Source organism: Pseudomonas sp. Z1-29 (genome assembly GCF_051131995.1).
Lineage (GTDB): Bacteria > Pseudomonadota > Gammaproteobacteria > Pseudomonadales > Pseudomonadaceae > Aquipseudomonas.
The window spans coordinates 2,697,794-2,724,632 of record NZ_CP071645.1 but is presented as its reverse complement, the minus strand read 5'-3'; the positions used below and the strand labels follow the sequence as shown (position 1 = coordinate 2,724,632).

Sequence of the window (26,839 nt, the reverse complement as noted above, 5' to 3'; positions counted from 1 at the left end):
CCAAGTGAGGATCGCAACCAGGCGATCAATTGAGAACAATCCTATCGATGAAGCCAATCCGAGATAAGTCTGCAAGAATGTGATGGTTCGTTCCACTGACAGGACAATCGATTCTCCATGCAAGACCTTAATGACTTGTATTACTTTGCCAAGGTGGTTGAAGCCGGTGGCTTCGCGGCCGCCGGGCGCTTGCTGGGCATCCCCAAGTCACGCTTGTCACGGCGAATCGCCGAGCTCGAAGAGCGCCTTGACGCCCGTCTGCTGCAACGCACCACCCGCCAGTTGAAGCTGACCGCCGTGGGTGAACGTTACCTGCGTCATTGCCAGGCCATGTTGCTGGAAGCGGAGATGGCCGACGAAGCGGTGGCGAGCATGTCCAGCGAGCCCCGTGGGCGTTTGCGGGTGTCGAGCCCGGTGGGCCTGGCGCACCAGTTCCTGCCGCTGATCATCGAAAGCTTCCTGGCGAAATACCCCCAGGTGCAGTTGGAAATGATCCTGCTCAACCGGCGCGTGGATCTGATCAGCGAGGGCATCGACGTGGCGTTGCGCGTCCGTGACCTGGGCGACGAAGACCCGCTGCTGATGACCCGGCGCTTGCGCCAGGCCCGCCTGACCCTGGTTGCCAGCCCGGTGCTCATTGAAGGGCGGCAGATCGAGACTCCGGACGACCTCAGGCAATTGCCGGTGCTGGGAGCGCTGGAGGCGGACCGTCTGGTGCATGTGCGCTTGCTCAGTACCGCAGGGCAAAGCGTCGAGCTGACCCTGGAGGCGCGCCTGGGCATCGACGACTTTATCGTGCGGCGCGCCTGCACCCTGACGGGTCTGGGCTTTACCCTGCTGCCGAGCATGTATTGCGAAGAAGAACTGCGCGACGGTCGACTGGTGGAGCTGTTGCCTGGATGGTCATCACCGGATGGCTGGCTCCAGGCGGTCTATCCTCACCGGCGCGGCATGCTGCCGGCGGTGCGCGCGTGGATCGATCATCTGGTGGAAGCTTTTGCACAGTGTGGAGACAGGACGATATGAGCTTGAGCGAAGAGGACGTCGCGCAATTCTGCCTGGGCTTGCCGGGCGCCCGGGAAGACTATAAATGGGGCGGCGTGCGAGTATTCTCGATCGCCGGCAACAAGATGTTCGCCTTGCAGAACCTGCGGGGGGATTCGTTGGCGTTCAAGGTCGACAAGGACCTGTTTCTCGGCCATTGCGACCGCCCCGGCATTCATCCGGCGCCGTACCTGGCCAGGGCCCAATGGATCATCATGCAAGTCCCCTACCCGCTGGGCGATGAGGAGCTGCGCAGTTTGTTGCGACGTTCCCATCAGTTGGTGGTCAGCAAGTTGCCCAAGCGCACGCAGGTTGGGTTGTTGCTTTAGCGCGATGTGGTTGTCCAGTTATATGAAAGGTGGCTTTGCTGCCGCCTTCGCGAGCAGGCTCGCTCCCACATTTGAGCATCAGCGCGCACAGATTTATTGTGGGAGCGAGCCTGCTCGCGAAGGCAGTCTCCAGCCAGGCATCAGAACAACGCCAACAGATGGCCGCCCAGGAACAACTGGTCGATCCAGAATCCCTGGTGCAACACCACGATGAACCAGAACACCACTTGAAACGACACTTTGCGGGTCTTGTGGCGAAACACCTGCTGGGCCAGCAATGCACCCGGCCAGCCACCGGCGAGTTCGACCGCGTGCAGAACGTTCTCCGGCGTGCGCCAGGCATCGGCGCGTGCCTTGCGCTTGTCGCTCCAGTAAAGCAGGAACGCCACGGCACTGACGACTCCGTAAGCCGTCATGGGCACCCACGACTCGCCCCGCAATCCTAGCAGCAGCGAGCCAAAAAGCGGCAACGCGCAAAGAATCGCAAATACCGTCAACTTGAGGCGCAGGTTCTGCACCGCCCCACCGGTGTTACGTGCGACTCGCCTGGCCGATTCGTTCAAGGCTGGGCAGCCGTCCAGTCGACCCAACCGAATTGCCAGGTCGCCAGGATCAACAGGCCGAACGCAATCCGGTACCAGGCGAACACCGCATAACTGTGGCTGGCGATGAAGCGCAGCAGGCCCTTGACCGCGATCATGGCGAAGATGAACGCGGTGATGAAACCGATGGCAAACACCGGGAAATCCGCCGGGACAAACAGCTCGCGGTATTTATAACCCGAGTAGACCGCCGCGCCGACCATGGTTGGCATGGCCAGGAAGAACGAGAATTCGGTGGCGGTCTTGCGCGACAGGCCGAACAGCAGGCCGCCAATGATGGTCGCGCCGGAGCGAGAGGTGCCGGGAATCATCGCGATGCACTGGGCCAGGCCGACTTTCAGCGCATCCTTCCAGGTCATGTCATCCACGGTTTCGGCGTGCACCGTGTGCTGGCGCCTCTCGGCCCAGAGCATCACCAGACCACCCAATACCAGCGCCGTGGCGACCGTGATCGGGTTGAACAAGTAATGGTGGATCCAGTCGGCAAGCAGTACGCCCAGTATCACCGCGGGAAAAAACGCGATCAGCAGATTGGCGGTGAAGCGGCGAGCGCCGGGCTGGGTCGGCAGGCCCAGCACCACGTCGAAGATCTTGCGCCGAAACTCCCAGACCACCGCCAGGATCGCACCGAGCTGGATGATGATGTTGAACGCCATCGAGCGCTCCCCACCGAATTCGAGCAAGTCGGCGACGACGATCTGGTGCCCCGTACTGGAAATCGGCAGGAACTCCGTCAGCCCTTCTACCACGCCGAGAATCAATGCCGAAAAGGCCGTCCACAAATCCATTCATCCCCCAGAAAAGCCTGTCGTTTCAGGCCTTGTCGCTATTCAAATGTTACGCAGGTGCACGCAGCGGCTGCACGATAACCGCGACCTTGCAAAAAAAACCAATGAAAAATCAGAAGCGACTCAGGTTTTGCGCTGCGGGGCCGAAATCCTATCAGACAAGCCCTGATAACGCTGCCGCGTTATGACCCAGGTCAATCGCGCGTAGACGTCGAGCGTTAAAGTGCCGCCGTCGTTAATGACAAGAATAAAAACCGGAGTGACAGCGTATGAATAGCTTGCGCAGTGTATCGATCAGCCGACGCCTGTGGCTCATCCTGGTCGTGGCCATCGTGATGTTGTTCACGCTGGGCGCGTTCATGCTAAAGCAGATCCACATCGATCTGTATCAGGCCAAGGTGCAGAAAACCCAACATGTAGTGCAGACCGCCAGCGGCGTACTGAGCTATTACCATGGCCTGGAGACCGCCGGTACCCTGACGCGCGAGGCGGCGCAGAAGCAGGCGCTCAGCGCGGTGCGCGGCCTGCGTTATGACCACAATGACTACTTCTGGATCAATGACCTGGCGCCGGTCATGGTCATGCACCCGACCAACCCGAAACTTGAAGGGCAGAACCTTTCGGCCATCCGCGATCCGAACGGTTTTGCCCTGTTCAACGAAATGGTCGCCATCGCCAAGGCCAAGGGCGCCGGCATGGTCGATTACCTTTGGCCCAAGCCGGGCGCCGAGGCACCGGTGGGGAAAACGTCCTATGTGAAATTGTTCGAGCCTTGGGGCTGGATCATCGGTTCGGGCGTGTACGTGGATGATGTACAGGCGGAATTCCAGTCCCAGTTGATCAAGGCTTCCTTGATCGGCTTGGCGATCACCTTGTTCATGGGCCTGCTGTTGACCCTGATCGTACGCAGCATCGTCCGGCCCTTGCAGGAGACAGTCAATGCCATGGCCAACATCGCCAGCGGCGAGAGTGACCTGACCCGCACCCTCGATACCCATGGCCAGGACGAAGTCACGCAATTGGCCAGGCACTTCAATGCCTTCACCGCCAAGCTGCGCCAGGTGGTGGGTCAGTTGCAGGTCTCAGCCAGTGAGTTGGGGCAATCGTCCAGCGACCTGGGCAACGACGCCGCCCAGGCCCAGCAGCGCAGCCAGCAGCAATCGCAACAGATGGAGCTGGTAGCGACCGCCATCAACGAAGTGACTTATGGCGTGCAGGATGTGGCGAAGAATGCCGAACACGCCGCCAGCGAAATGCGCGACGCCGAATCCCAGGCCCAGCAGGGCCAGGTAAACATCGACGGCAGCCTGCAGCAGATCGACCGGCTCTCCCAGACCATCGACCAGGCCGTGGAAGTGATCCGCACCCTGGCCAGCGAAAGCACCCAGATCGGCAGCGTGCTGGAAGTGATCCGCTCGATTGCCGAGCAGACCAACCTGCTGGCGCTCAACGCCGCCATTGAAGCCGCCCGCGCCGGCGAGCAAGGCCGCGGTTTTGCCGTGGTGGCTGATGAAGTGCGCTTGCTGGCCCAGCGCACCCAGAAGTCCACCGCTGAAATCCAGGCGATGATCGAACGCCTGCAAAATCATTCCGAAGCCGCTGTGAAAGTCATCAGCGACAGCAGCCGTGCCTCGCAGCTGACCATCGAACAAGCCGGGCTGGCCGGCGCCAGCCTCAACGCCATCGGCCAGGCCCTGCGCAACCTCAACAGCCTGAACGCCTCCATCGCCAGCGCCACCCTGCAACAGGCGCATGTGGTGGAAGACATCAACCAGAACGTCACCCAGGCCGCCGGCCTTTCTCACAGCACCGCCATGGCTGCGGAACAGTCCAGCGTGGCAAGCGCCCGCCTCAAAGGCCTGAGCGAACAACTGAACGGCCTGCTCAAGCAGTTTCGAGTCTGAGGCCGGTAGTCCCACAGTGGTTTTGTGTTGGCCCCAGATTTGGTGCCCACCACAAAACTCCCTGTGGGAGCGAGCCTGCTCGCGAATGCAATAGCACATTCAGCATTGATGCAAGCTGACCCGCCGCCTTCGCGAGCAGGCTCGCTCCCACATTGGTTTTTGTGTTGGCCCTGGATTTAGTGCCCAGCGCAAATCCCCTGTGGGAGCGAGCCTGCTCGCGAAGGCGATAGCACAGCCAGCACCTGGATTGGAGCTCCGCCCGCCATAACGTTTACAATCCCCGCCCTCTTCGTCTTCCCCAAGGAACCGCCATGTCCGGGCTTGAACTGTTTGCCGCAGCCCTCGGCGTGATCGCTGTCTGGTTGACCGTCAAGCAGAATCCCTGGTGCTGGCCGATCGGCCTGGTCATGGTGCTGCTGTACAGCTGGTTCTTCTTCGACGTGAAGTTGTACTCCGACATGCTCTTGCAGATGGTCTACGCCGTCCTGCAACTGTATGGCTGGTGGCAGTGGACCCGCGCCGGACACAATCACCATGGTCGGCAGGTGACGTATCTGGGTACGCCGTCAGTGTTGCTCAGCCTCGCCCTCGGTGCGACGGGCAGCCTGATGCTCGGGGCGGCCATGGCGCATTGGACCGACGCCGCCCAGCCCTGGCTCGATGCGGCGCTGACCGGTTTCAGCCTGGTGGCCCAGTGGTGGATGGCGCAAAAGCGTGTGCAGTGCTGGCCGCTGTGGATCGTCCTCGATGTGATTTTCGTCGGCCTGTTCGTCTACAAGGGTCTGTACCTGACCGCCGCGCTTTATGCGCTGTTCACTCTGCTGGCGGTGCAAGGCTGGCGGGAATGGCGCGCCGACCCGGCCCTGCGCACATGAAAGTAGTGGTACTGACCGGCCCGGAATCCAGCGGCAAAAGCTGGCTGGCCGGGCAACTGCAGGCGCATTTCGGTGGTTTGCGGGTGGACGAATACGTGCGCCACTTCATGGAGCAAACCCAGCGTGATACCTGCCTGGCCGACATCACCGATATAGCCACCGGGCAACTCGCCTGGGAAGACGCGGCTCGCGCCCGGCAGCCGGCGCTGCTGATCCTCGATACCCATCTGTTGAGCAATATCCTCTGGAGCCAGACCCTGTTCGATGATTGCCCGGATTGGCTCGAACCCGCCTTGCTGGCGCGCCATTACGATTTGCATCTGCTGCTCAGCCCCGAGCAGGTCGAATGGGTCGGCGACGGTTTGCGCTGCCAGCCGGAGCTGGCAGAACGGGTGAGGTTTTTCGAAACCATCAGGGACTGGCTGGTTTGCCACCAACAACCGTTCCTGTTGATTGAAGGCGACTGGGAGCAACGGCGCGAGCAAGTGTTCGCGGCCGTTGCGCGGCTCCTTCAGGCCTGAGGTTGTTTCATCGTTGAAACATCATTGATGCGCCGAGCCCGGATTCAAAGCCACTCCGATCCGTTACGACCCTGACTGTAAAGTCACTGATACACCGCCCCCCAACGCCTGGATCCGGAGCCCTGCGGCAGCGGCGGGCCGTTGCGGGCCGCGAGCCTGTCTCAGCGATGAAACAGGTTCCGCCAACGGATCTGCGCCCTTCTCACAAGCCATTGAATCCGAAGTCTTTTCCAAACACGGCACAACACCTGCTCTTCCCTTCGCAGCGCTGACTAGGGCCAGCGTCCAGCGAAGAAGGAATCGATGTCATGGGGACTTCCAACAGAAATCTGACCTGTCTGTTGTTGATCGGCTGCGCCGTCGGTGCGACGACGCTCAGCCTGCCGGCCCAGGCCGAGGGTAACGGTGTCATCGTACTCGACCGTGACGTGCAACCGGTTCATTTCGGTCGCAATGGCGGCAAAGACCCCTACCCGACCACCGTCAATGCCAATCCGTCCGTCCGGATCAACCAGGCGACCGCCAGTACCGAGCTCAGCGACGGCGAATTTGCCGGTGTCGCCAGCGGCTCGACAATCCGCAACACCATCACTGCGAACACCGGCGTGCAGGGCGTCAATGTCGTGACCAACCCCAACGGCATGCCGGGCATGAGTGCCGGCCACGGTGGCGGCAGCGGTGGCGCCATCTCGGGCACCATCAACCGCTCGCTGAGTTCCGGCCTGGCCCCTCTGGGTCGGTTGGCGGGAGGCCAGTGAGATGAATCCAACCTGGCTCATGGTTGCCCTGCTCGGCAGCTCAACCGTGCTCGCCGCCCCGGGCGTTGCGGTGGTCAACCAGGCCGACCTGGAAAATTCCGGCGGTCGTTACACCGGTAATTTCAACGTCAACCAGGCGGCCGGCGACCAGACCCAGCAGACCAACACCCGCGCCATCGCCATCGGCACCGATGCCCACGCAAGCACCGTCGTGCACCAGCGCCTCGATACGCCGGCCAACCCGGCGATGAACGCGAGCGCGCGTATCGGCGGCAATTCTTTCACCAATGGCAAAGGCGTGCTGGGCGTCAACCAGTCCGCCGGGGCCAACAACCAGATGGCCAATGTCATGCGAGTGGGCATCAGCGCCCACCCGCAGAGCATGGACGAGAGTGCCCTTTCCCAACAGAACGTGGCGCTGGTACCGAACTCGGGAGCAACTGACACCCCAACCGGCAGTCGCCAGGTCGCCACCAGCGACCAGGCCTTCACCGGCAGCCGAGGGGTGATCCAGGTGAACCAGAGTGCCGGGGTGGGGAACCGCATGGCCAACACCCTGAGCATCCGGGTCGCAGACTGACCCGGCGCAGTGGATAAGAACGTACCGACACTTAACCAACGACACGCAAGGAGAAACACCATGAAACCTACAATGGCGCTCAAACCATTGGTTTTCGCTCTCGCCGCTGTCATGGCAATGGCTGCGCAGGCCGGCGGAAACGGTAACGGCCACGGCAACGGTCATGGCAACCACGGCCCTCAAGGGCCAACGCTGGATCAGTTGCTTTCCATCAGCGCCGGCGCAGGGGCCACGGTGCTGGACGAGCAGAACAGCGATGGCAACGTGGTGACCAACCAGGCCACCCGCAACACCGCTGAAGCCACTGATTCGCTCAACGGCAGCAACGGCAACATGGGCGCCAACATCGCCGCCGGCGACGGCAACCAGCAAGACAATGCCGCCGCCCTGGCCACCGCCGACGAGAGCTTCATCTTCGGCGCGGCTGTCGCAGCGTCCAGCGCCACACAAGTCAATAACAACAACTATGTGAAGAACAACTCGACGCAGAACAACGCCTCGCTCACCAGCGCGGGCAACAACGGCTCCGGCAACATCGGCATCAACGTGACCGCCGGCAACTTCAACCAGCAGAAAAACAACCTGGCCATCGCCGTATCGGGCGGCCGCGTCGCCCAGGCTTCCGCCGCGGCCGACCAGTCGTCCACCGGCCTTGTCGTCGACAACAAAGGCGTGCGGACCTACAAGACCGACACCCTCACCAGCACCTCCGAGGCTTCCGGCACCTTCAAGGCCAAAGGCACCGGTACCGTCGAGGATGACGGCGGCTGGGGCAACAAGGGCGGCTACGGTGGTGGTCACGATGACGACAAGTTCAAGTTCTCCGCCGTGGGCACCTTCGAACTTGCCGGCAGCAATACCCAACAGGTGCTGACTCGCGACGGCTGGAAAAATCCGGTCTACAACAACGCCACCATGACCAACTCCATGAACGGCTTCTCCGGTAACGGCGGCGCCAACGTGTCGGCGGGCGTGGGCAACCAGCAAAGCAACTCGCTGTCGATTGCTGCCGGCTGCAAGGCTTGCATGTAAAAAAGTACCACTGTGGGAGCGAGCCCTGCTCGCGAAGGCATTGGATCAGTGACCTTGGTGTTCCTGACACATTGCTATCGCGAGCAGGCTCGCTCCCACAGGGGCTTTTCCCCGGGTATCACTAGGCGTATCGACCATGCGTGCGACTGCCCTTTGCCTGTTGGTTTTGCTTGCCGGCTTGACCGAAGCCGCGCAGATGCCGGTCGCCGCCCTGCCTGGCGGCATGTTGGTCTACAAACCCGTGCAAAGCGTACGCGAGCGCAAGTTCAGCGACATCGTCGAGCAGAAGACCGATTTCAGTTGTGGCGCCGCGGCGCTGGCCACTGTGTTGCGCCAGGCCTATTGGCTGGACGTCGACGAAGAGCATGTCATCAAGGGCATGCTGGTCAATGCCGACCAGGATCTGGTCCGCACCCAGGGTTTCTCCATGCTGGACATGAAGCGCTACGTGGAAACCATCGGCATGCGCGCCCGCGGCTATCGGATACCACCGGAAAAACTCGCCGCGGTGACGATCCCGGTCGTGGTCCTGATGGAAATTCGCGGCTACAAGCACTTCGTGGTATTGCAGCGAGCGGACAAGCGATGGGTGTATATCGCCGACCCGGTGCTTGGCCACAAACGCTACGCCCATGACGAATTCGTTAAAGGCTGGAACGGCATTGTCTTCGCCATCGTCGGCCCCGGCTATGACAAGACCAACGCCTTGCGCAGCCCTCCGCAACCTCTGACAGCGCGCAACAAGCTGGACGGTTTTAATCCGGTCAAGGACGCGGAACTGATGGATTTCGGCTTCATCCAGAGCGACTTTTTCTAATCGCCGAACAACTGCCAATAAAAAACAAAAGGAGCAGGACGCTCCGGGAGCAACAGATGAAACGCTCATACTGGCTCACGCTGGCCTGCCTGGCCGCAACGACGTCGGGTCTTGCCCACGCCGGTTTCAAACCGATCGAAGTCCAGGACCAGGAGCTCGCCGAGCTGCGCGGTCGCTACGTCATGCCCGGACGAGTCATCAGTTTTGGCATCGTCATGAGCAGCACCTGGCGCAACGCCAGTGGCGACCTGATCGGCGCTTCCAGTTCCATGCAGATCCAGGCTGCAACGGTCAAACCGCAGTTCTACGTCTCCACGATCAAGCAGACCGGCAACGGCAGCGCCCCGGAACAGGGTGGCGGCACAATCACCGGCGGCGCCGGTCTCGGCTCGGGCCAGGGCGTAACCCAGAGCGTGCGCGCCGCCGGCGACAGCAACAGCGCGTACAACAATGTCAGCATCAACGTAAAAGAAAGCAGCCAGGCACCTGCCCTGGCGCCCGCCCAAGGCCAATTGCTCGACAAGGGCCAGACCATCAGCGGCAGCAACGCCGCCGGCAGCGTGGCGGTCACCGCCACCGGCAGCGGCGTGCAGATGGCAATCCAGGCCAACCACAACCAGGGCAGCACCCTGCAACAGGTGGCCCAGGGCGGCTTGCTGCAAAACACCCGCCTGCTGGGCAACGGCAACCTGGTCAACAACATGACCCAGCTCAACGTGGTGCTGAACAGCAACGGCCCCAGCGCCGGGGCATTGGACTGCAACCTGACGCAGCTGCGCGGCCTTCGAAACCTCGGATATTGAACTACGCTGATCTCCGATCATTGGGCTAACTAGGGACGGCATATTTCATGTATCGATCCGTATCGTTGCGCGCTGTGATGTGTTTAAGCACGATGTTTCCGGCGACCGTGCTGCAAGCGGCACCCGACGCGGACATCGAGGCCCTGAAGCAAGAACTTCTCGAGCTCAAGCAACGCTACGAGGTCCAGCAAAAAGCCCTGGCGGTACTCGAACAGCGAGTCCGCCAGGTCGAGGATCAACCCGCCGCCCCGCCGCCCAAGCGCCTGGCCAAATCTCCCGCCGACATGAAAGGCAACCAAGGCGTGGCCGGCAGCGGCGCGGCAACGGCGGGTGGCAGCGGCTACGGGCAGTCCCTGGCCGACGACTCGCAACCGGCCCAGAGCGTCTCCAACCTGTATGACGAAGCCAGCGGCTTTTTCGGCGGCGGCAAATTCAGCTTCGAAACCGGCGTGACCTACTCGCGGTACGACACCCGGCAACTGATCCTCAACGGCTTCCTGGCCCTGGATTCGATTTTCCTTGGCAACATCAACCTGGACCGGATCAAGGCGGACACCTGGACCCTGGACCTTACCGGTCGCTACAACTTCGACAATCGCTGGCAGTTCGACCTCAACGTGCCGGTGATCTACCGCGAGTCCACCTACCAGTCCGGTGGCGCCAACCAGGGCGCGGCCGGCGTCACCAGCGAAGAAACGGTGACCCGCGACCCCACCATCGGCGACGTCAATTTCGGCATTGCGTACAAGTTCATGGATGAATCGGTCAACAGCCCGGACGCGGTGGTGACTCTGCGCGTCAAGGCACCCACCGGCAAGGATCCGTTCGGCATCAAGCTGCGCCAGTCCCAGGCCAATACCAACCTGTTCGTGCCGGAAGACCTGCCCACCGGTAACGGCGTGTGGTCGATCACGCCCGGGATATCCCTGGTCAAGACCTTCGACCCGGCAGTACTGTTCGGCAGCCTGTCCTACACCCACAACTTCGAAGAGTCGTTCGACGACATCAGTTCCACCGTCAACCAGGAAGTGCCAGGCAAGGTGCGCATCGGCGACAGCTTCCAGATCGGCGCGGGCATCGCCTTTGCCCTGAACGAGAAGATGAGCATGTCGTTCTCGGTCTCGGACCTGATCCAGAAAAAAAGCAAGCTCAAGCAGGACGGCGGGGACTGGGAATCGGTGGTCTCCAGCGACGCCAACGCCGGTTACTTCAACATCGGCATGACGGTGGCCGCCAGCGACAACCTGACCATCGTGCCCAACCTGTCCATCGGGCTGACCGACGATGCGCCGGACTTCACCTTCAGCCTGAAATTGCCGTATTACTTCTAAGGCCGGATGACGCCCCACGGCATTCCAGGGTGGGAGCGAGCCTGCTCGCGAAGACGGTGTGTCAGTCGACATGATTGTGGCTGTTCCGCCGCCTTCGCGAGCAGGCTCGCTCCCACTTTTTGACTGGTCGTTGGGCTGCTCAGCGAATCTGATGCTTGTGCAACAACCGATAGAACGTCGGCCGCGAAACGCCCAGCACGCGGGCCGCCACGCTGAGGTTATCGCTGTGGCGGTTGAGCACATCGCTCAACGCCTGGCGCTCGGCGCGGGTCTTGTAGTCTTCCAGGGTACCCATCGGTGCGGCGACGCCCTGCTGGCCGACAAGGCCAAGGTCGCGAGCCTCGATCTGCCGTCCTTCGGCCAGCACCAGGCCGCGACGGACGCGGTTGGCCAGCTCCCGCACATTGCCGGGCCAGTCGTGCATGCCCATCGCCACCAGCGCGTCCTCGCTGAAACTGCGCGGCCGGCGACCGGTTTCGTGGCTGTAGAAATGGGCAAAGTGGCTGGCCAGCATCGACAGGTCGCCATGGCGTTCGCGCAGCGGTGCCATGACCACCTGCAAGACGTTGAGGCGGTAATACAGGTCCTCACGAAAACGCCTATGCTCGATGGCCGCCTCCAGGTCGACATGCGTCGCCGCCAGCACCCTCACATCGACGGCAATCGGTTGGCTGCCGCCTACACGCTCGATGTGCTTTTCCTGCAAAAAACGCAGCAGGTTGGCCTGCAGCTCCAACGGCAGATCGCCGATCTCATCGAGAAACAACGTGCCGCCATGAGCGGCTTCGATCCGTCCGATCTTGCGTTGATGAGCGCCGGTGAAAGCGCCCTTCTCGTGGCCGAACAGCTCGGACTGGATCAGGTGCTCGGGGATCGCGCCACAATTTATGGCAATGAACGGCTTGTTACGCCGGTGCGATTGGCAATGCAGGGTGCGCGCGACCAGCTCCTTGCCCGTGCCGCTTTCACCACGAATCAATACCGGCGACTCGGCGGGGGCCAGCTTGCCCAATAATTTGCGCAGCTCGCGAATCGGCTTGCTGTCGCCCAGCAGCTCATGTTCAGGCTGATTGATGTGAACCGCGCCCCGGCCCCTCAACCGCGCCATGCCGAACGCCCGGCCCAATGTCACCTGGACGCGGGAGACATCGAACGGCAAGGTATGGAAGTCAAAAAACCATTCGCAGACAAAATCGCCGACGTTTTGCAGGCGCAGCACTTCCTGACTGAGCACGGCGATCCACTCGGCGCCGCTGCGGCGAATCAATTCCTTGACGGCCTCGGGACGCTCCAGGTGAAAAGGCTGCAGGCGCAACAAGCCGACGTCACACGTCCGGTCGCTGGCGTGTTCCAGGGAGCAGCTGTCGACGTCCCAACCGATGTCGCGCAGGCCCGGTAACAGGCGATAGCAATCATCGCAAGGATCGACCACGAGCAGACGACGCAACGCACTGGTTTCAATCACGACTGATCCTTGGCGCCAAAATAAGGAAATATGATTAGAAACAGGCGTTTGGCGAACCTGCATGTAACAGTAGCAAGAACTTGACACTTGCTTGTATCGATTAGTTATCAGGACATCAGAGAACCGGTTATAAGCGGGCGTTTCGTTAGTTCACCTCGCTGCGAATCTTTCATCCCCTTTCAAACAAAAATCCGAAAGCCTGGTCTGAAAGAAAATCGAAATTTATTCATCGATTGTGTGACCTGCTCCCGGGTTCGGGACATCAGTACAAGTAACCAGCCGCACGGTACGCCCAACCGACGGCAGATCATTTGATTGGGCACTATTGAGAGATAACGCCATGAACGCCCCGCTCCGTATCAACGAAGCTCTTTTGATTGCCGACCGCGCATTCCGTCCTTTCCAATGCGTGGCCTGGGCCCCACAAGACGGTAACGGCGAACTCAGCCTGACCGTCATCGACCGCACCAACACCCACATTGGCCGTACCCAGATCCCCAGCAGTGCCTATACGGACCCGGCGCAACTTGCCGACCTGTTGAAGCAGGCCCGTGCCGAGTTGAGCCAGGAAGGTTACAAACTGCAATCGTGGTCCATGCCTGAATAAATCCATGACCAGCCGGTGGTTGTTTGCCGGGCCTGGCATCGGATCGAAAGCCTTAATCGGCACTGAGGCCGGATTTATCCGGCCCCACGCTTGATATTCCTCTTTTGTTACGGCAATTTGCGCGCTTCTAATTAAAAGGAGCAGCCAATGTCCGGCCCAATGGCTCAAGCGTTCGCGCACAACTTTCTGGGGCATTCTCCGCGCTGGTACAAGGCGTGCATCATCACCTTCCTGATTCTCAACGCCGTGGTGCTGTTCACACTCGGCCCGGTCGTTACCGGCTGGCTGTTGGTTGTGGAGTTCATCTTCACCCTCGCCATGGCGCTGAAATGCTACCCGCTGATGCCGGGCGGACTGTTGATGATCGAAGCCCTGGCCATGGGCATGACCACGCCCAAGGCCCTGTATGACGAACTGCTTCACAACTTCCCGGTCATCCTGCTGCTGATGTTCATGGTGGCGGGCATCTATTTCATGAAGGATCTGCTGCTGTTTCTGTTCTCGCGCCTGCTGTTGGGCGTGCGCTCCAAGGCGCTGCTTTCCTTGATGTTCTGCTTTCTCTCGGCATTCCTGTCAGCGTTTCTCGATGCACTGACGGTCACCGCGGTGATCATCAGTGCCGCCGTCGGGTTCTATTCGGTGTATCACCGCGTTGCGTCCGGCAATGACCCGCGCCAGGACAGCAGCGTTGATGAAGACCATGACCTGCCTTCCCTGCACCATGAAGATCTGGACCAGTTCCGCGCGTTCCTGCGCAGCCTGCTGATGCATGGCGCCGTGGGCACCGCGTTGGGTGGTGTCTGTACTTTGGTGGGCGAACCGCAGAACCTGCTGATCGGCCATGAGATGGGTTGGCATTTCGCGGAATTCTTCCTCAAGGTCGCGCCGGTGTCGCTGCCGGTTCTGGTAGCCGGACTGGTGACCTGCGTGGCGCTGGAGAAGCTGCGCTGGTTCGGCTATGGCACGCTGCTGCCGGAGAATGTGCGAGCGGTTCTGGCCGATTACGCCGAACAGGACAATCTCGATCGCACCGCACGCCAACGCGCGGCACTCATCGTCCAGGGTCTCGCGGCGCTGCTCCTGATCGTCGCCCTGGCCCTGCACATTGCCGAGGTCGGCCTGATCGGCCTGGCAGTGATCGTCCTGATCACCGCCTTTACCGGAATCACTGACGAGCACCGACTCGGCAGCGCATTCAAGGACGCCATGCCGTTCACTGCGCTGCTGGTGGTGTTCTTTGCGGTGGTCGCGGTCATTCATGACCAGCAGCTGTTTACACCGCTGATCCAATGGGTCCTGGCCCTGCCGGCCGATCAGCAGCCCGGCATGCTGTTCATCGCCAATGGCCTGTTGTCAGCCATCAGCGACAACGTCTTCGTCGCCACCATCTATATCACCGAAGTGAAACAGGCCTTTGTTGCCGGCCACATGAGCCGCGAGCAGTTCGAGACCCTGGCGGTCGCCATCAACACCGGCACCAACCTGCCCAGCGTCGCCACGCCCAACGGCCAGGCAGCGTTCCTGTTTCTGCTGACGTCGGCGATCGCTCCGCTGATCCGCTTGTCCTACGGTCGGATGGTCTGGATGGCCGTGCCGTATACGGTGGTGATGGGCGGCCTTGGCTGGTATGCGGTGACTTACTGGCTGTAACGCCATGACTGAAGGGGCGTGACTCTCTGTGGCGAGGGGATTTATCCCCGTTGGGCTGCGCAGCAGCCCCAAACCAGTCAACTCGGTGTATCAAAAAGATTGAGTTCGCTGGTTTAGGGGCTGCTACGCAGCCAGTGGGGATAAATCCCCTCGCCACAACACTATTTGGCTGTCTAGCGCGGCAGGATGTACCGCTCGATAGCCAATGCAGCACCGTCCTCGGTGTTGGCTGCGGTAACGACATCCGCCTGACGCTTGATCGCCTCTTCCGCCTGCCCCATGGCAATCGACAGCCCCGCGCGATGGAACATCGCCGGGTCGTTGCCACCGTCCCCCATGGCGGCGGTCTGCTCCAGCGGCACGCCGAGGTAGTCCGCCAGCGTTGACAGCGCCTCCCCTTTGTTCGCCTTCATCGCCGTCACGTCCAGGTAGATCGGTTGCGAACGCGACACCTGGGCCTGGCCCTTGAGCAGCGGATGCAAGCGAGCCTCCAGTTCGACCAGCAGATCGGTATTGGCGCTGGTCGCAACGATCTTGTCGATGCGTTCAAGGTAAGGCTCGAAGCTTTCTACCTCCAAGGGCGGATAACCCAGGCCACGGGTTTCAACCGGCACCATTGGCCCATGGGCATCGCGCACCAGCCACTCGCCATCGGCGAACACCCAGACCTCGATGCCCGGTTGGTCGGCGTACAGGGCCAGGGTGCTCAACGCCGCTTCAGGCGGCAAGTAATGAACGGCGAGAAAACTGCCATCGGGGTGCACCAGCGTACCGCCGTTGAACGCCGCCGTGGGCAGGTCGACACCCAGGGCTTCGATCTGCTGCAACATCGCCCGGGGCGGACGCCCGGTAGCGAGACTGAACAGCACGCCGGCCTCACGCAAGGAGCGGACGGCTTCGATGGTGCGCTGGTTGAGGCTGTGGTCAGGAAGCAACAAAGTGCCGTCCATGTCACTGAGCAGGAAGCGGATAGGACGTCTCAACTGATCAGTCATCCGAGGCCATGCCAGACGCGATCATCGCGAGTCAACAGATCTTGTGCCGCCGCTGGGCCATCCTCGCCAGCCTGGTAAGGCTGGACGCTTGCATCCTCGCGCCAGGCATCGAGGAAGGGTTGCACCGCGCGCCAGCCGTTTTCAATGTTGTCGGCGCGCTGGAACAGCGTCTGGTCGCCCGTCAGGCAATCATAGATCAGGGTCTCGTAACCCGTTGATGGCTGCATTTCAAAGAAGTCCTTGTAGGCAAAGCCCAGCTCGATATTCGCCATGTCGAGTGCCGGCCCGGGCCGCTTGGCCAGCAGGTCGAACCACATGCCTTCGTTGGGCTGAATCTGGATTCTCAGGTACGTAGGTTGCAGTTCGTCGACCTCGGTGTCACGAAACTGCGCATACGGTGCCGGCTTGAAGCAAATGACGATTTCCGTGTCGCGCACGCTCATGCGCTTGCCGGTGCGCAGATAGAACGGCACGCCTACCCACCGCCAGTTATCGATCATGACCTTGAGCGCAACGTAGGTTTCGGTGCTGCTGTCGGGCGCGACGTTGGTTTCCTCGCGGTAACCGCTGACAGGGTTGCCGTTGATCTCACCCGCCGTGTACTGGCCGCGCACCGAGTTGGCCCGCGCCTGCTCGACCGACCAGGGCCGGATTGCGCCCACCACCTTGGCCTTTTCGCCTCGCACCGCGTCGGCGCCGAACGCGGCCGGCGGCTCCATCGCAACCATCGCCAGCAACTGGAACAGGTGATTGGGCACCATGTCCCGCAGGGCACCGGTATGTTCATAAAAGCTGCCACGGGTTTCCACGCCGACGGTCTCGGCGGCGGTAATCTGCACGTGGTCGATGTAGTGATTGTTCCAGAACGCCTCGAACAGGCTGTTGGAGAAACGGCTGACGAGAATGTTCTGCACCGTTTCCTTGCCCAGGTAATGGTCGATCCGGTAGATCTGCTTTTCACTCATTACCTTGAGCAGGCAGGCGTTGAGCGCCTCGGCGGTTTGCAGGTCGGAGCCGAACGGCTTCTCGATCACCACGCGCCGGAAGGCGTCATCCTGCTCTTGAAGCAGCCCCGCCGCGCCAAGGCGGCGGACCACTTCACTGAAAAAGCGTGGCGCGGTCGCCAGGTAGAAGACCGCATTGCCGGTGCCGCTGGCGGCGATCTTCGCCGCCAGCGCTTCGTAGGTACTGTCATCGAGAAAATCACCCTGGACGTAACTGATGCCCCGGGCCAGGCTGGCCCAAAGCACCGGATCGAGCGCCTGGTCGGGGTCGCCTCCCTTGCTCGCCGCTTCGTTACGGATGAAATCCTCGAGTTTTTTTGCAAAATCCACATCGCTGATAGCGTTGTGGTCGACACCAATGATCTGCAGGCCATCCCCCAACAACCCGTCACGACTCAGGTGGTAGAGCGCCGGCATGAGCAAACGCTTGACCAGGTCTCCATGAGCACCGAACAGGAACAACGTGCTCGGTGGTGCCGGTTCAGCCTTGGATTTCCTGCCGATCGAGGTCATTTTTTCGGCGTCTCCACATGGCCGCCAAAGCCGAAGCGCATGGCCGAGAGCATCTTGTCGCCATAGGTGGCTTGCTGGCGGGAACGGAAACGGGCGAACAGCGAACTGGACAGCACCGGTACCGGCACCGCTTGCTCGATGGCCGCTTCGATGGTCCAACGGCCTTCCCCGCTGTCGGCAACCTCGCCGGAGAAGCCATCGAGCTTCGGATCGCTGGCCAGCGCATCAGCGGTCAGGTCCAGCAGCCAGGACGAAACCACGCTGCCACGCCGCCAGACCTCGGCGATATCGGCCAGGTTGAGGTCGAAACGCTGCTCCGGTGGCAGGCTTTCGCTGGATTTGGTCTTGAGGATGTCGAAGCCCTCGGCGAAGGCCTGCATCATTCCGTATTCGATGCCGTTGTGGATCATCTTGACGAAATGACCGGAACCGGCCGGGCCCGCATGGATGTAGCCACGCTCGGCGCGGTCGTCGTCAGACTTGCGGTCACGGGTACGCGGGATATCGCCGATGCCCGGCGCGAGGCTTTCGAACAACGGGTCCAGGCGCCGCACGACTTCAGCGTCACCGCCGATCATCATGCAATAGCCGCGCTCAAGCCCCCAGACGCCGCCGGAGGTACCGACGTCGATGTAGTTCAAGCCTTTTTCCGACAGCGCCTGGGCGCGCCGGATGTCGTCCTTGTAGTACGTGTTGCCGCCATCAATGATGACGTCCCCCGGCTCGAGCAGGTCGCTGAGCACGTTGATGGTGTCTTCGGTGGGTGCGCCGGCCGGCAGCATGACCCAGACAGCCCGAGGCTTCTCCAGGCCGGCGACCAGCGCCGGCAGGTCCGCGACGCCCGTCGCGCCTTCCTGGCTCAGGTTTTCGACAAAAGCGGCATTGCGGTCATAGACGACGGTGGTGTGCCCATTGAGCATCAGGCGCCGCGTAATATTGCCGCCCATGCGGCCCAGTCCAATGATCCCGAGTTGCATGTGCTGATGCTCCCTACTACAAATAAAGGTGTGTCAAAGGTTTAGCTCAAGGTGACTTGTGGAGGTTAGTCCAGAGCATTGCCGCATAGTTTCCGGGTAAATCGCCCGATCACAAAGGATAACGTTCAAAAACCGGCCGAAGACACGCGGACCATGAAAAATAAAAAAGTTCCATCAACGGGCAAAAGTATTCAGAATTGGTGCCGATAAAGAATTGTCGCCAAGAAACTGACGACATCTCTCTAGTTGATGTAGCCATTTGCGAGGTGAGCAATGGGCCCTGTCGTTACCGCACGTCCTCCACAAACCCTTTATGTGACCATTCGTCGCGACGAATTACGCCTGCTGAAGGAAGAGCGTGATCTGCTGCTTGATGAAGTGACGCAGTTGCGCATGCAGTTGCAACACGCACAGCTCTCACACCAGGGCCAGGCTTTGGCTCGCTGATCCTGTCCTCCGGGCAAGACACTTTGGTGACGCCGGGCAAACCGGTGTCACGCTGACAAAAACACCGCACAACCTGTGGTGAGGAAGCTTGTTCCCCATCACAGAATCGCCCCTGCAACCCCGCCCCCAGGTGCGCGCGACCTTTTGTAGCTGAAAAACTCACGAAGTTTTCACACCTGGTCCGTAATAATCCTGCAATCACAAATAGTTACGGCGACGGCCCGTGCGCACCAGTCCGGTGCCGGCAGTCTCGTCGGTGAACGCTGGAGCGCTTGATGAGTGTGTTCAAACGCAGCAAAACGACTGCGAAAGGTTTCGATTGGGCCGGGTTCGGCTGGCTGTTTCTGTTCTTCTGGTATTTTTCCGGCATCACCCAACTGCTGATCCTGTCGAGCGGCACCGCCGGGTTCGCCGGGTTTCGCCAGGCCTTCGTGATGAGTGCGTTGTGGTTGGCACCGCTGCTGCTCTTCCCTGCCCGCACCCGCCTGCTCGCCGCGATCATCGGGATCGTGCTCTGGGCTTGCTCGATGGCCAGCCTGGGCTATTTCTTCATCTACCAGCAGGAATTTTCCCAAAGCGTCATCTTCATCATGTTCGAGTCGAACGTGTCCGAAGCTGGCGAATACATGACCCAGTATTTCGCCTGGTGGATGGTGCCGGCGTTCCTGGCGCATACCCTGGTCGGCTACTTCCTCTGGACGCGCCTGCGCCCGGTCTACCTGCCACGCAGCCAGGCCTGGGCGGCAGCGCTGGTCATCATGGTGGCCGTGGTCGGCTACCCGCTGACCAAGCAGACCCTGCGCACTGGCAGCCTGGCCAAGGGCTTCGAGAAGTTCGAGAGCCGCGTCGAGCCGGCGGTGCCCTGGCAGATGCTGGTAGCGTACCGCCGCTACACCGAACAGCTGGAAAACATGCAGGGCATGCTCCACAGCACCAGCAAGATTGCGCCCCTGCGCAACCTTCAGGACACCATGGCCAATGAGCCGGCCACCCTGGTGCTGGTCATCGGCGAATCGACCAACCGCCAGCGCATGAGCCTGTACGGCTATCCGAGAGAAACCACGCCAGAACTGGACAAGCTCAAGGACCAGCTCTCGGTCTTTGACAATGTCATTACACCGCGCCCCTATACCATCGAGGCCCTGCAGCAGGTACTGACGTTCGCCGACGAGGAGAACCCGGACCTTTATCTCAGCACGCCCTCGCTGGTGAGCATGATGAAACAGGCCGGCTACAAGACGTTCTGGATCACCAACCAGCAGACCATGACCAAGCGCAACACCATGCTCACGACGTTTTCGCAACAGGCCGATGAGCAGGTCTACCTGAACAACAACCGCAACCAGAACGCCGCGCAGTACGACGGCGACGTGATCGAGCCGTTCAACAAGGCCTTGGCCGACACCGCGCCGCGCAAGCTGATCGTGGTGCACCTGCTCGGCACCCACATGAGTTATCAGTACCGGTATCCACCGACCTTCAACAAATTCACCGACCGCCAGGGCGTGCCTGCCGGGGTGCGTGACGATCAGGTGCCGACCTACAACAGTTACGACAACGCGGTGCTGTACAACGACTTCGTCGTGTCCAGCCTGATCAAGGACTACGCCAAGAGCGACCCCAACGGCTTCCTGCTGTATCTGTCGGACCACGGCGAAGACGTCTTCGATTCACCGGGCCATGGCACCCTGGGCCGCAACGAGGCCAAGCCGACAGCGCCGATGTACACCATCCCGTTCATGGCGTGGGCTTCGCCGAAGTGGCGCGAAACCCATGACTGGAATTTCGCTGGCGACCTGTCGCGGCCGTACAGCAGCTCGCACCTGATTCACACCTGGGCGGACATGGCGGGCTTGAGCTTTGATGAGCTCGATCGCAGCAAGAGCCTGGTCAGCGATGACTTCAAGTCGCGGCCGCTGTTGATCGGCAACCCCTACCAGGACCAGCGCAAGGGGCTGATCGATTTCAGCCTGATGCAGCCCAAGGGCCCCGCGGGCCAGGTCGTACAAAAGTAGTCGAAAAGCCACAGCCCGCATCTGGAGTAATGCGGTTCACTTGAGGTAGTCCCGTGGCGAGGGAGCTTAAGTGAACCTCATGACGCCCCTAGAGGGGCTTGATCCAGAACAGCATGCGCCCGTGGGCCGGGTCGAACATGCCGGCGGCAAAGCCGAACTTGGCATAACTGGCCTGGGCCACGGCGTTGCCTTCCAGCACTTCCAGGGTGATCTTGCAGCACCCGCGCTGGCGGGCGATGTCTTCGACTTTCTGCAGCATCTTCTGGCTCAGGCCAAGCCCACGAAACGCCGGCATTACGGCTACATCGTGGACATTCACCAAAGGCCGGCAAGCGAAGGTCGAAAACCCCTCGAAACAGTTGACCAACCCCGCCGGCTCGCCATTGACGAACGCCAGCACACTGAAAGCGTGGGAACGCTTGGCCAGCTCTTCAGGCAGATGGGCCAACACCTCGGCCGGCAGCGAATGCCCACCGCCCATCGGATCCTCGGCATAACCGTTGAGCACATGGCAGATCGCTTCAGCGTGGACCGGGTTGGTGTAGCTGGCTTGCAGTACAAGGATATCCTTGGCTTCTTCCATGATCTTCCATCTCGTTTCGATAAGGCCGACGGCTTAGCGTCGGCAGGGTCGGGTCAGGCGGGCTGACCAAAACGTTGCAGTTGCATTTCCTGAAGGCGACTGAGAGTACGGCGAAACGGGAATTGCAGATAGCCCTGCGTGTACAACTGGTCCATCGGCACCTGGGCCGACAGGTACAACGGCACTTTGCGGTCATAACATTCGTCGACCAAAGCAATGAAACGCCGTACGCCGTCGTCATGAATCGACAGCTGCGGCAGCTCGCGATCACCGGCCTCGACCCGCTCGACCCCGTCTTCGGTGCCTCGGGCAATACGCCCTTCGCGTTGTTCGGCGCTCAGGCAGGGTACGTCACTGAGAAGAATGGCCTTGAAACGATCACACAGCGCCATGAAATCAAGCGCCGAGAATGGTTGCTCGCAAAGATCGGGGTAACGGCTCCACAGCACTGTATCGCTGGCCTGGACCGGAACGATCTGGCGATGGCCGACCTCGAGCGCCTGGTTGCGGGTTTTCTGCCCGGCGCTCAACTGGGCGAAAACCTCCGCCAACGGATCAGGCTGGGCCGGGTCACGCAGCCAATAACGCTGCTGCAAGGCGCCCGGGTGCTGGCGATGATCCTGCCAGCCATTCACCGGCACGACCTGCATGTACTGCTTGATGGCCGTTATGGTCGGCAGGAAGCGCTCACGGTTGTGACCGCTGGCGTACAGCTCATCCGGCGGCAGGTTGGACGTGCTGACCACCACCATGCCCAGCTCGAACATCACCTGGAACAGGCGGCCGAGGATGATCGCATCGCCGATGTCGGTCACGAACAACTCGTCGAAGCACAACACCCGCACCTCTCGGCTCAGCTCTCGAGCCAGGGCCTGCAACGGATCTGGCGTGCCGGTGAGCTGGAACGAGCGCTGATGCACCCAGGCCATGAAATGATGGAAATGCTGGCGACGGGCCGGAACCTCGAGGCTTTCATAAAAGCGATCCATGAGCCACGTCTTGCCCCGCCCGACCGGTCCCCACAGGTAAACACCCTTGATTGCCTTGCGGCCTTCGTGCAGCGCCTGGTGGCACTGCTCCAATGCCAGGATTGCCAGCTCCTGGGCTTCGTCCTGGACGAAGCCGTGGTGTTCGATGGCATGCTGCCAGGCGCTCAAGGGGGAAGTGAAAGTCATGCGACCCGGGTCCGGAAGGCGAAGGTCTGGAGTATGCCATGCAGCAGGATCCGAGAAGTATTTCATGATTCACCACAAATCCCGTGGCGAGGGAGCTTGCTCCCGCTGGGTTGCGTAGCAGCCCCAAGCTTTGCGGTCGCTGCGCAACCGAGCGGGAGCAAGCTCCCTCGCCACAAAAGTCAGGCGGAAATATCCAACCGACTGATCTTCCCCTGCTCATCGAGCCGGAAGGTGTAGCGCAACTCCAGTGGACTGCCGGGAAAGGTTCCGGAGATCAGGTTATGGACCAGCACCTTTCCGGTGCGTTGCTGCACGTTGAGGACTTCGACCCGCGGTTGGTAACGGCGCGCGGTATCTTCCATCCATTGGGCGATGGCCTGGGTACCGACCCGGTGGTTGCCTTCATCGAACACATTGGCATCCTCGGCGAAGAAACGCGTCACCGCCGAGCTGTCGCGAGCATTCGCGGCAGCGATGTAGCCGGCGATGGCCGGGGCCAGGGAAGAGACGGGATTGGACATGTCAGGGGCTCCTTGTTGTATCGATCCGGAGCCATCCTAGAACAGCGCTGTGTCAGTTTTTGTCAGGAGTAAAACGCCCCGCCTCATCGAGATTCATCAGCGCCAACCAGGCTCGCAGCAAGTCGCTGCGCCTGCCGGGGTAGCGCTCGCCCTGGACGCTGGCTGAGGCAATCCGGTCGGTACGAAACGTCCGATAGGCACCGCGTAGTTCGCACCAGGCCACCACCACCCGCGCCTCATTGAAAAAGCCCAGGGCCAACGGCCATATCAACCGCTGGCTGGGGGTCTTGTTGACGTCGGCGTAATCGATGTGCAATTTGGCTTGAGTGCGAATGGCCTGGCGGTAGACATTCAGCTCCACGGCGTTCTGCGGATAACCGTAACCCGGTGGGCCGGGCAATACCGTGGGGTTGTGCAAGGCATCGCGCAAACCAGGGGCCAACACCGCCTCGACCTTTGCCAAAGCGTCGGCGGCGGCCTTGCCCAGCACCTCGTCGCCACGCTGGTCAACGTAGCGCAAGCCCAGCACGATGGCCTCGATTTCATCGGCGGTGAACATCAGCGGCGGGAGAAACAGGCCGCTGCGCAGCACATAACCTATGCCCGCCTCGCCCTGGATCGGCGCGCCCAGGGCAGTCAGTTCGGCTATATCGCGATAAAGCGTGCGCTCGGACACCCTCAGCTCGGCCGCCAGCGTCGCGGCGGTAACCGGGCAGCGCTTGCCCCGCAAGACTTGCAACAAGGTCAGCAGCCGAGTGGTTCGCGACACGATGGCGGATCCAGGGAAAAGATGAAGCAGATTAGCAGAGGCTGGTGTCAGAAACTGTCAGTAGATAAGGCATTGACCTAGACATTGTGGCGAGGGGATTTATCCCCGCTGGGCGCGCAGCGCCCCGTCATTTTTGCGGTCGCTACGCAACCGAACGGGGATAAATCCCCTCGCCACAGGATTGCCGGTTTCCGGATATGCCATGAGTTATGGTACCTACACGTTTCTAACGCGAGAGAGCATTTCCATGCGCAGAATCTTCCGTTTGCCCCTCATCCTGATACTGCTCAGCCTGAGCGCCTGCGCCCTCTTCCCGCACCGCGACCCGCTGAATATCAACGTGGTCGGTATCGAGCCACTGCCCAGCGAGGGTCTGGAGATGCGCTTCGCGGTGAAACTGCGCTTGCAGAACCCGAACGAAACCGCCATCGACTACAGCGGTGCGGCATTGGATCTGCAAGTCAACGGCCGCACGTTGGCGACCGGCGTCAGTGACCAGAGCGGCTCGATCCCACGCTTTTCCGAAGGAATCCTGAGCATACCGGTGAGCATCTCGGCGTTTTCAGTGATCCGCCAGACCCTGGGCCTGAGCCAGACCCAGAGCCTGGACAACCTGCCCTACGTGCTCAAGGGCAAACTCGCCGGCGGCTTGTTCGGCACCCTGCGCTTCGTCGATCGCGGAACCCTTGATCTACCGAATTCCGCAGCCGCCTGGTGAATCATGCAATGAAACGCACAACCGGCCTGGCTCGCTCATCCACCACCAGCCCGAATACATCGGGCCGGGCATAGTGCCCGACCACGTAATCCTTGGTCTTACAGGTTGGCCTGTCACAGCTCGAAGAGTCGAGACTTTACCTTTCAGCACTCGCACTCGACAGGGTCCTGCCAGCCAGATTGAACTTATGGTGAATTTAGAGTTGCGTAAATAGGCGCTTCTTGCACTTGTGCGCAGAATCGTCTGAACCATTGGTTTTTAGGTGCACCACCTGGTCACTCCAACCAACTCAACCGTTCGAACAAGCGCAATAATCTGCGCTTGTTAAGCTAAGACGACAAGACAATTTTTTGTGCTGTCATATCTAAGTTACGGCCTGAAAAACCCTTTATAAAAAAGAGGTCAGGAAATACCCGACCCCCGTTCAATACCTTCTCCAGAATGTCATTTTTCCGGAGGTTCCCAAGACCCACTATGGGGAGGGAAATTAACCTCTAACCTTATCCTTTCTCAATCGTAAATACCTCCGCGCCCAGCGTGCCTGCCGGTGAATCTGGGCAGTCTGGGTCGCTTACTGTAAGACTGTAAACCGCATCCACCCCTTCTTTTCTGTCTGACTTGATTTTGACTGTTGCTTGATCGGTTGGCCCAGCGAACTCGTACCCCCCTGTGCCCACGGCCCACTTGTACCCTTTCTTCCCACTCGGTGTAATAGAGCTACTGGCATCTAATATGTACTCCTTGCCCACCACTCCTTTTTCCACCGGTTTTTTTACCACAGGCGTAATTTTTGCCGGTTCTTTATACTTTGACGAATACACAACGTAACATTTGCTGTCGGACGCCGCTTGAGCATAAACGCTTGCGCCCAATGATGCCAGTACAGTACTGATGATCACGCCCGTTTTTAAACTGTTCATTTTGTCATCCTTTTCTAAAGTTGAGATTTTCCGTTAATGCAACTACAGATTAGATACAAACAAAATCTTACGCACCTGTAAGAAATGACAGGTGCTTATATCTTTTTATCAGTAATTTTTTATCTAGCTGGTTTTCGCAATAAGGTGCAGCCTTCCTGGTGAATCATGCAGTAAACCGCACACCCGGCCTGGCGCGCTCATCCACCACCAGCTCGAATACATCGGGCCGGGCGTAGTGCCCGACCACGTCATAGTCGTAACGCGCCCGCACCAGCTCATCGGTATCGATTTCAGCAGTCAGCAATCCGACGGAGCCCCTCAACGGCCCGGCCAGCACGTCGCCCATGGGTCCGACAATCACGCTGCCGCCCGCGATCAACGGCCGCTCCGCCGGCCAGTTCGCCACCTCGATACCCAGCTCTGCCGGCGAGGCCTGGACCTGGCAGGCACTGACCACGAAGCAACGCCCTTCATGAGCGATATGCCGCATGCTCACCTGCCACATTTCCCGCTCATCCACCGTCGGCGCGCACCAGACGTCCACGCCCTTGGCATACATCGCGGTGCGCAGCAGCGGCATCATGTTTTCCCAGCACACCGCCGCGCCCACGCGCCCAACCTGGCTGTCGATCACCGGTAACGTCGAACCGTCACCCTTGCCCCAGATCAGCCGCTCAGTGCCGGTGGGCATCAGTTTGCGATGCCTGGCGACCAGGCCGGCGTCCGGTTCAAAGTACAGCGCGGTGCAGTACAGCGTATTGCCGGCGCGCTCGATGACGCCCAACACCAGGCTTGCCCCGGTTCGCGCCGAAAGACCCGCCAGCGCCTCGGTTTCCGCACCGGGCACGTCGATGGCGTTGGCAAAGTAGCGGGCAAACGCTTCGCGCCCTTCCGGTAGCCGATAGCCGAGCTGGGTGCCAAATGTCTCGCCCTTGGGATAGCCGCCCAACAGCGCCTCGGGCATGACCACCAGGCGTGCACCGGCCTCACGAATAGCGTCTTCGTAGGAAAGAATCTGCGCGAGGGTTTCGCCTTTGCCGCCTGGCAGCGAGCCGATCTGCAAGGCAGCCACAATGGATTTGGGCATGGTCTTCAA

At 60.6% G+C, this 26,839-nt stretch carries 28 protein-coding genes; 16 read left to right on the top strand and 12 right to left on the bottom strand.

Annotated features, from left to right (window positions below; genetic code table 11):
* Nucleotides 1-117 precede the first annotated feature (117 nt).
* The gene (locus tag J3P84_RS12555) at nt 118-1,026 is read left to right on the top strand and encodes a LysR substrate-binding domain-containing protein (RefSeq protein WP_434630604.1); all 909 of its coding nucleotides are present in this window, start codon (nt 118-120) and stop codon (nt 1,024-1,026) included.
* The gene (locus J3P84_RS12550) at nt 1,023-1,373 is read left to right on the top strand and encodes an MmcQ/YjbR family DNA-binding protein (RefSeq protein ID WP_434573856.1); all 351 of its coding nucleotides are present in this window, start codon (nt 1,023-1,025) and stop codon (nt 1,371-1,373) included. The genes J3P84_RS12555 and J3P84_RS12550 overlap by 4 nt, the downstream gene beginning before the upstream one ends.
* A gap of 140 nt (nt 1,374-1,513) precedes the next feature.
* Here the strand turns inward: J3P84_RS12550 and J3P84_RS12545 are convergent, their stop codons facing one another.
* Together J3P84_RS12545 and J3P84_RS12540 are read right to left on the bottom strand one after the other, a co-directional pair.
* Nucleotides 1,514-1,936 carry a DUF1294 domain-containing protein gene (locus tag J3P84_RS12545; protein ID WP_434630601.1) on the bottom strand — a complete coding sequence of 141 codons (423 nt, stop codon included), beginning with the start codon at nt 1,934-1,936 and terminating at the stop codon, nt 1,514-1,516.
* A complete protein-coding gene (locus J3P84_RS12540) occupies nt 1,933-2,763 on the bottom strand; it encodes an undecaprenyl-diphosphate phosphatase (protein ID WP_305500687.1) in 831 nt (276 codons plus the stop codon). Before J3P84_RS12540 ends, J3P84_RS12545 begins: the two co-directional genes overlap by 4 nt.
* A 269-nt stretch (nt 2,764-3,032) precedes the next feature.
* On the opposite strand from J3P84_RS12540, the gene J3P84_RS12535 reads away from it, so the two are divergent.
* From J3P84_RS12535 to J3P84_RS12495, 9 genes are all read left to right on the top strand, one after another.
* Nucleotides 3,033-4,667 carry a methyl-accepting chemotaxis protein gene (locus J3P84_RS12535; RefSeq protein WP_434630597.1) on the top strand — a complete coding sequence of 545 codons (1,635 nt, stop codon included), beginning with the start codon at nt 3,033-3,035 and terminating at the stop codon, nt 4,665-4,667.
* Between the two features lie 311 nt (nt 4,668-4,978).
* Nucleotides 4,979-5,542, top strand: a complete 564-nt coding sequence (gene pnuC, locus J3P84_RS12530; protein WP_434630594.1) for a nicotinamide riboside transporter PnuC — start codon at nt 4,979-4,981, stop codon at nt 5,540-5,542.
* Nucleotides 5,539-6,063 (top strand): AAA family ATPase, encoded by a 525-nt coding sequence (locus tag J3P84_RS12525; protein ID WP_434630591.1) that lies wholly within the window; start codon nt 5,539-5,541, stop codon nt 6,061-6,063. Before pnuC ends, J3P84_RS12525 begins: the two co-directional genes overlap by 4 nt.
* A gap of 308 nt (nt 6,064-6,371) precedes the next feature.
* The gene (locus tag J3P84_RS12520) at nt 6,372-6,821 is read left to right on the top strand and encodes a hypothetical protein (protein WP_434630588.1); all 450 of its coding nucleotides are present in this window, start codon (nt 6,372-6,374) and stop codon (nt 6,819-6,821) included.
* A 1-nt stretch (nt 6,822) separates the two neighbouring features.
* Complete coding sequence (locus J3P84_RS12515; RefSeq protein ID WP_434630586.1) at nt 6,823-7,401, top strand: adhesin; 579 nt, start codon at nt 6,823-6,825, stop codon at nt 7,399-7,401.
* Between the two features lie 60 nt (nt 7,402-7,461).
* A complete protein-coding gene (locus J3P84_RS12510) occupies nt 7,462-8,433 on the top strand; it encodes a heme utilization protein (protein ID WP_434630584.1) in 972 nt (323 codons plus the stop codon).
* A gap of 136 nt (nt 8,434-8,569) precedes the next feature.
* Nucleotides 8,570-9,250 carry a C39 family peptidase gene (locus J3P84_RS12505; protein ID WP_434600967.1) on the top strand — a complete coding sequence of 227 codons (681 nt, stop codon included), beginning with the start codon at nt 8,570-8,572 and terminating at the stop codon, nt 9,248-9,250.
* Between the two features lie 56 nt (nt 9,251-9,306).
* Entirely contained in the window at nt 9,307-10,053 is a 747-nt protein-coding gene (locus J3P84_RS12500) for a hypothetical protein (RefSeq protein WP_434630581.1), read from the top strand.
* A 47-nt stretch (nt 10,054-10,100) separates the two neighbouring features.
* The gene (locus J3P84_RS12495) at nt 10,101-11,384 is read left to right on the top strand and encodes a hypothetical protein (RefSeq protein WP_434573842.1); all 1,284 of its coding nucleotides are present in this window, start codon (nt 10,101-10,103) and stop codon (nt 11,382-11,384) included.
* A gap of 139 nt (nt 11,385-11,523) precedes the next feature.
* Here J3P84_RS12495 and J3P84_RS12490 read toward each other — a convergent pair whose 3' ends face one another.
* The gene (locus tag J3P84_RS12490) at nt 11,524-12,849 is read right to left on the bottom strand and encodes a sigma 54-interacting transcriptional regulator (RefSeq protein ID WP_434630579.1); all 1,326 of its coding nucleotides are present in this window, start codon (nt 12,847-12,849) and stop codon (nt 11,524-11,526) included.
* Between the two features lie 340 nt (nt 12,850-13,189).
* On the opposite strand from J3P84_RS12490, the gene J3P84_RS12485 reads away from it, so the two are divergent.
* Nucleotides 13,190-13,456 carry a hypothetical protein gene (locus J3P84_RS12485; RefSeq protein WP_030142711.1) on the top strand — a complete coding sequence of 89 codons (267 nt, stop codon included), beginning with the start codon at nt 13,190-13,192 and terminating at the stop codon, nt 13,454-13,456.
* Between the two features lie 147 nt (nt 13,457-13,603).
* A complete protein-coding gene (nhaB, locus tag J3P84_RS12480; protein ID WP_434630576.1) occupies nt 13,604-15,106 on the top strand; it encodes a sodium/proton antiporter NhaB in 1,503 nt (500 codons plus the stop codon).
* 173 nt (nt 15,107-15,279) lie between these two features.
* On the opposite strand, the gene J3P84_RS12475 is transcribed toward nhaB, so the two are convergent.
* From J3P84_RS12475 to gnd, 3 genes are read right to left on the bottom strand one after another with little or no spacing between them, the layout of a single operon-like run.
* On the bottom strand, nt 15,280-16,101 hold the full coding sequence (locus tag J3P84_RS12475) for an HAD family hydrolase (RefSeq protein ID WP_434630574.1): 822 nt from the start codon (nt 16,099-16,101) through the stop codon (nt 15,280-15,282).
* Nucleotides 16,098-17,618 carry a glucose-6-phosphate dehydrogenase gene (zwf, locus tag J3P84_RS12470; RefSeq protein ID WP_434630572.1) on the bottom strand — a complete coding sequence of 507 codons (1,521 nt, stop codon included), beginning with the start codon at nt 17,616-17,618 and terminating at the stop codon, nt 16,098-16,100. The genes J3P84_RS12475 and zwf overlap by 4 nt, the downstream gene beginning before the upstream one ends.
* A complete protein-coding gene (gene gnd / locus J3P84_RS12465) occupies nt 17,615-18,595 on the bottom strand; it encodes a phosphogluconate dehydrogenase (NAD(+)-dependent, decarboxylating) (RefSeq protein WP_434630569.1) in 981 nt (326 codons plus the stop codon). Before gnd ends, zwf begins: the two co-directional genes overlap by 4 nt.
* A gap of 273 nt (nt 18,596-18,868) precedes the next feature.
* Between gnd and J3P84_RS12460 the strand changes: the two genes are divergently transcribed.
* On the top strand, nt 18,869-19,042 hold the full coding sequence (locus J3P84_RS12460; RefSeq protein ID WP_305500661.1) for a DUF6026 family protein: 174 nt from the start codon (nt 18,869-18,871) through the stop codon (nt 19,040-19,042).
* A 275-nt stretch (nt 19,043-19,317) separates the two neighbouring features.
* Nucleotides 19,318-21,057 carry a phosphoethanolamine transferase CptA gene (locus tag J3P84_RS12455; protein ID WP_434630566.1) on the top strand — a complete coding sequence of 580 codons (1,740 nt, stop codon included), beginning with the start codon at nt 19,318-19,320 and terminating at the stop codon, nt 21,055-21,057.
* An 88-nt stretch (nt 21,058-21,145) separates the two neighbouring features.
* On the opposite strand, the gene J3P84_RS12450 is transcribed toward J3P84_RS12455, so the two are convergent.
* The 4 genes from J3P84_RS12450 to J3P84_RS12435 all read right to left on the bottom strand — a co-directional run bounded on the left by J3P84_RS12450 (nt 21,146) and on the right by J3P84_RS12435 (nt 24,105).
* Nucleotides 21,146-21,640 (bottom strand): GNAT family N-acetyltransferase, encoded by a 495-nt coding sequence (locus tag J3P84_RS12450; RefSeq protein WP_434573829.1) that lies wholly within the window; start codon nt 21,638-21,640, stop codon nt 21,146-21,148.
* A gap of 53 nt (nt 21,641-21,693) precedes the next feature.
* On the bottom strand, nt 21,694-22,815 hold the full coding sequence (gene zapE, locus J3P84_RS12445) for a cell division protein ZapE (protein ID WP_434630562.1): 1,122 nt from the start codon (nt 22,813-22,815) through the stop codon (nt 21,694-21,696).
* Between the two features lie 179 nt (nt 22,816-22,994).
* The gene (locus J3P84_RS12440) at nt 22,995-23,336 is read right to left on the bottom strand and encodes a nuclear transport factor 2 family protein (protein ID WP_434573825.1); all 342 of its coding nucleotides are present in this window, start codon (nt 23,334-23,336) and stop codon (nt 22,995-22,997) included.
* A gap of 52 nt (nt 23,337-23,388) precedes the next feature.
* Complete coding sequence (locus J3P84_RS12435; RefSeq protein ID WP_434630558.1) at nt 23,389-24,105, bottom strand: helix-turn-helix transcriptional regulator; 717 nt, start codon at nt 24,103-24,105, stop codon at nt 23,389-23,391.
* Between the two features lie 247 nt (nt 24,106-24,352).
* On the opposite strand from J3P84_RS12435, the gene J3P84_RS12430 reads away from it, so the two are divergent.
* Nucleotides 24,353-24,823, top strand: coding sequence for an LEA type 2 family protein (locus J3P84_RS12430; protein WP_434630555.1), 471 nt, complete (start codon nt 24,353-24,355; stop codon nt 24,821-24,823).
* 500 nt (nt 24,824-25,323) lie between these two features.
* Here J3P84_RS12430 and J3P84_RS12425 read toward each other — a convergent pair whose 3' ends face one another.
* Both J3P84_RS12425 and J3P84_RS12420 read right to left on the bottom strand, forming a co-directional pair.
* Entirely contained in the window at nt 25,324-25,743 is a 420-nt protein-coding gene (locus J3P84_RS12425; RefSeq protein WP_434630552.1) for a hypothetical protein, read from the bottom strand.
* Nucleotides 25,744-25,906: 163 nt separating this feature from the next.
* Nucleotides 25,907-26,830 carry a carbon-nitrogen hydrolase family protein gene (locus J3P84_RS12420; RefSeq protein WP_434630549.1) on the bottom strand — a complete coding sequence of 308 codons (924 nt, stop codon included), beginning with the start codon at nt 26,828-26,830 and terminating at the stop codon, nt 25,907-25,909.
* Nucleotides 26,831-26,839: the final 9 nt, after the last annotated feature.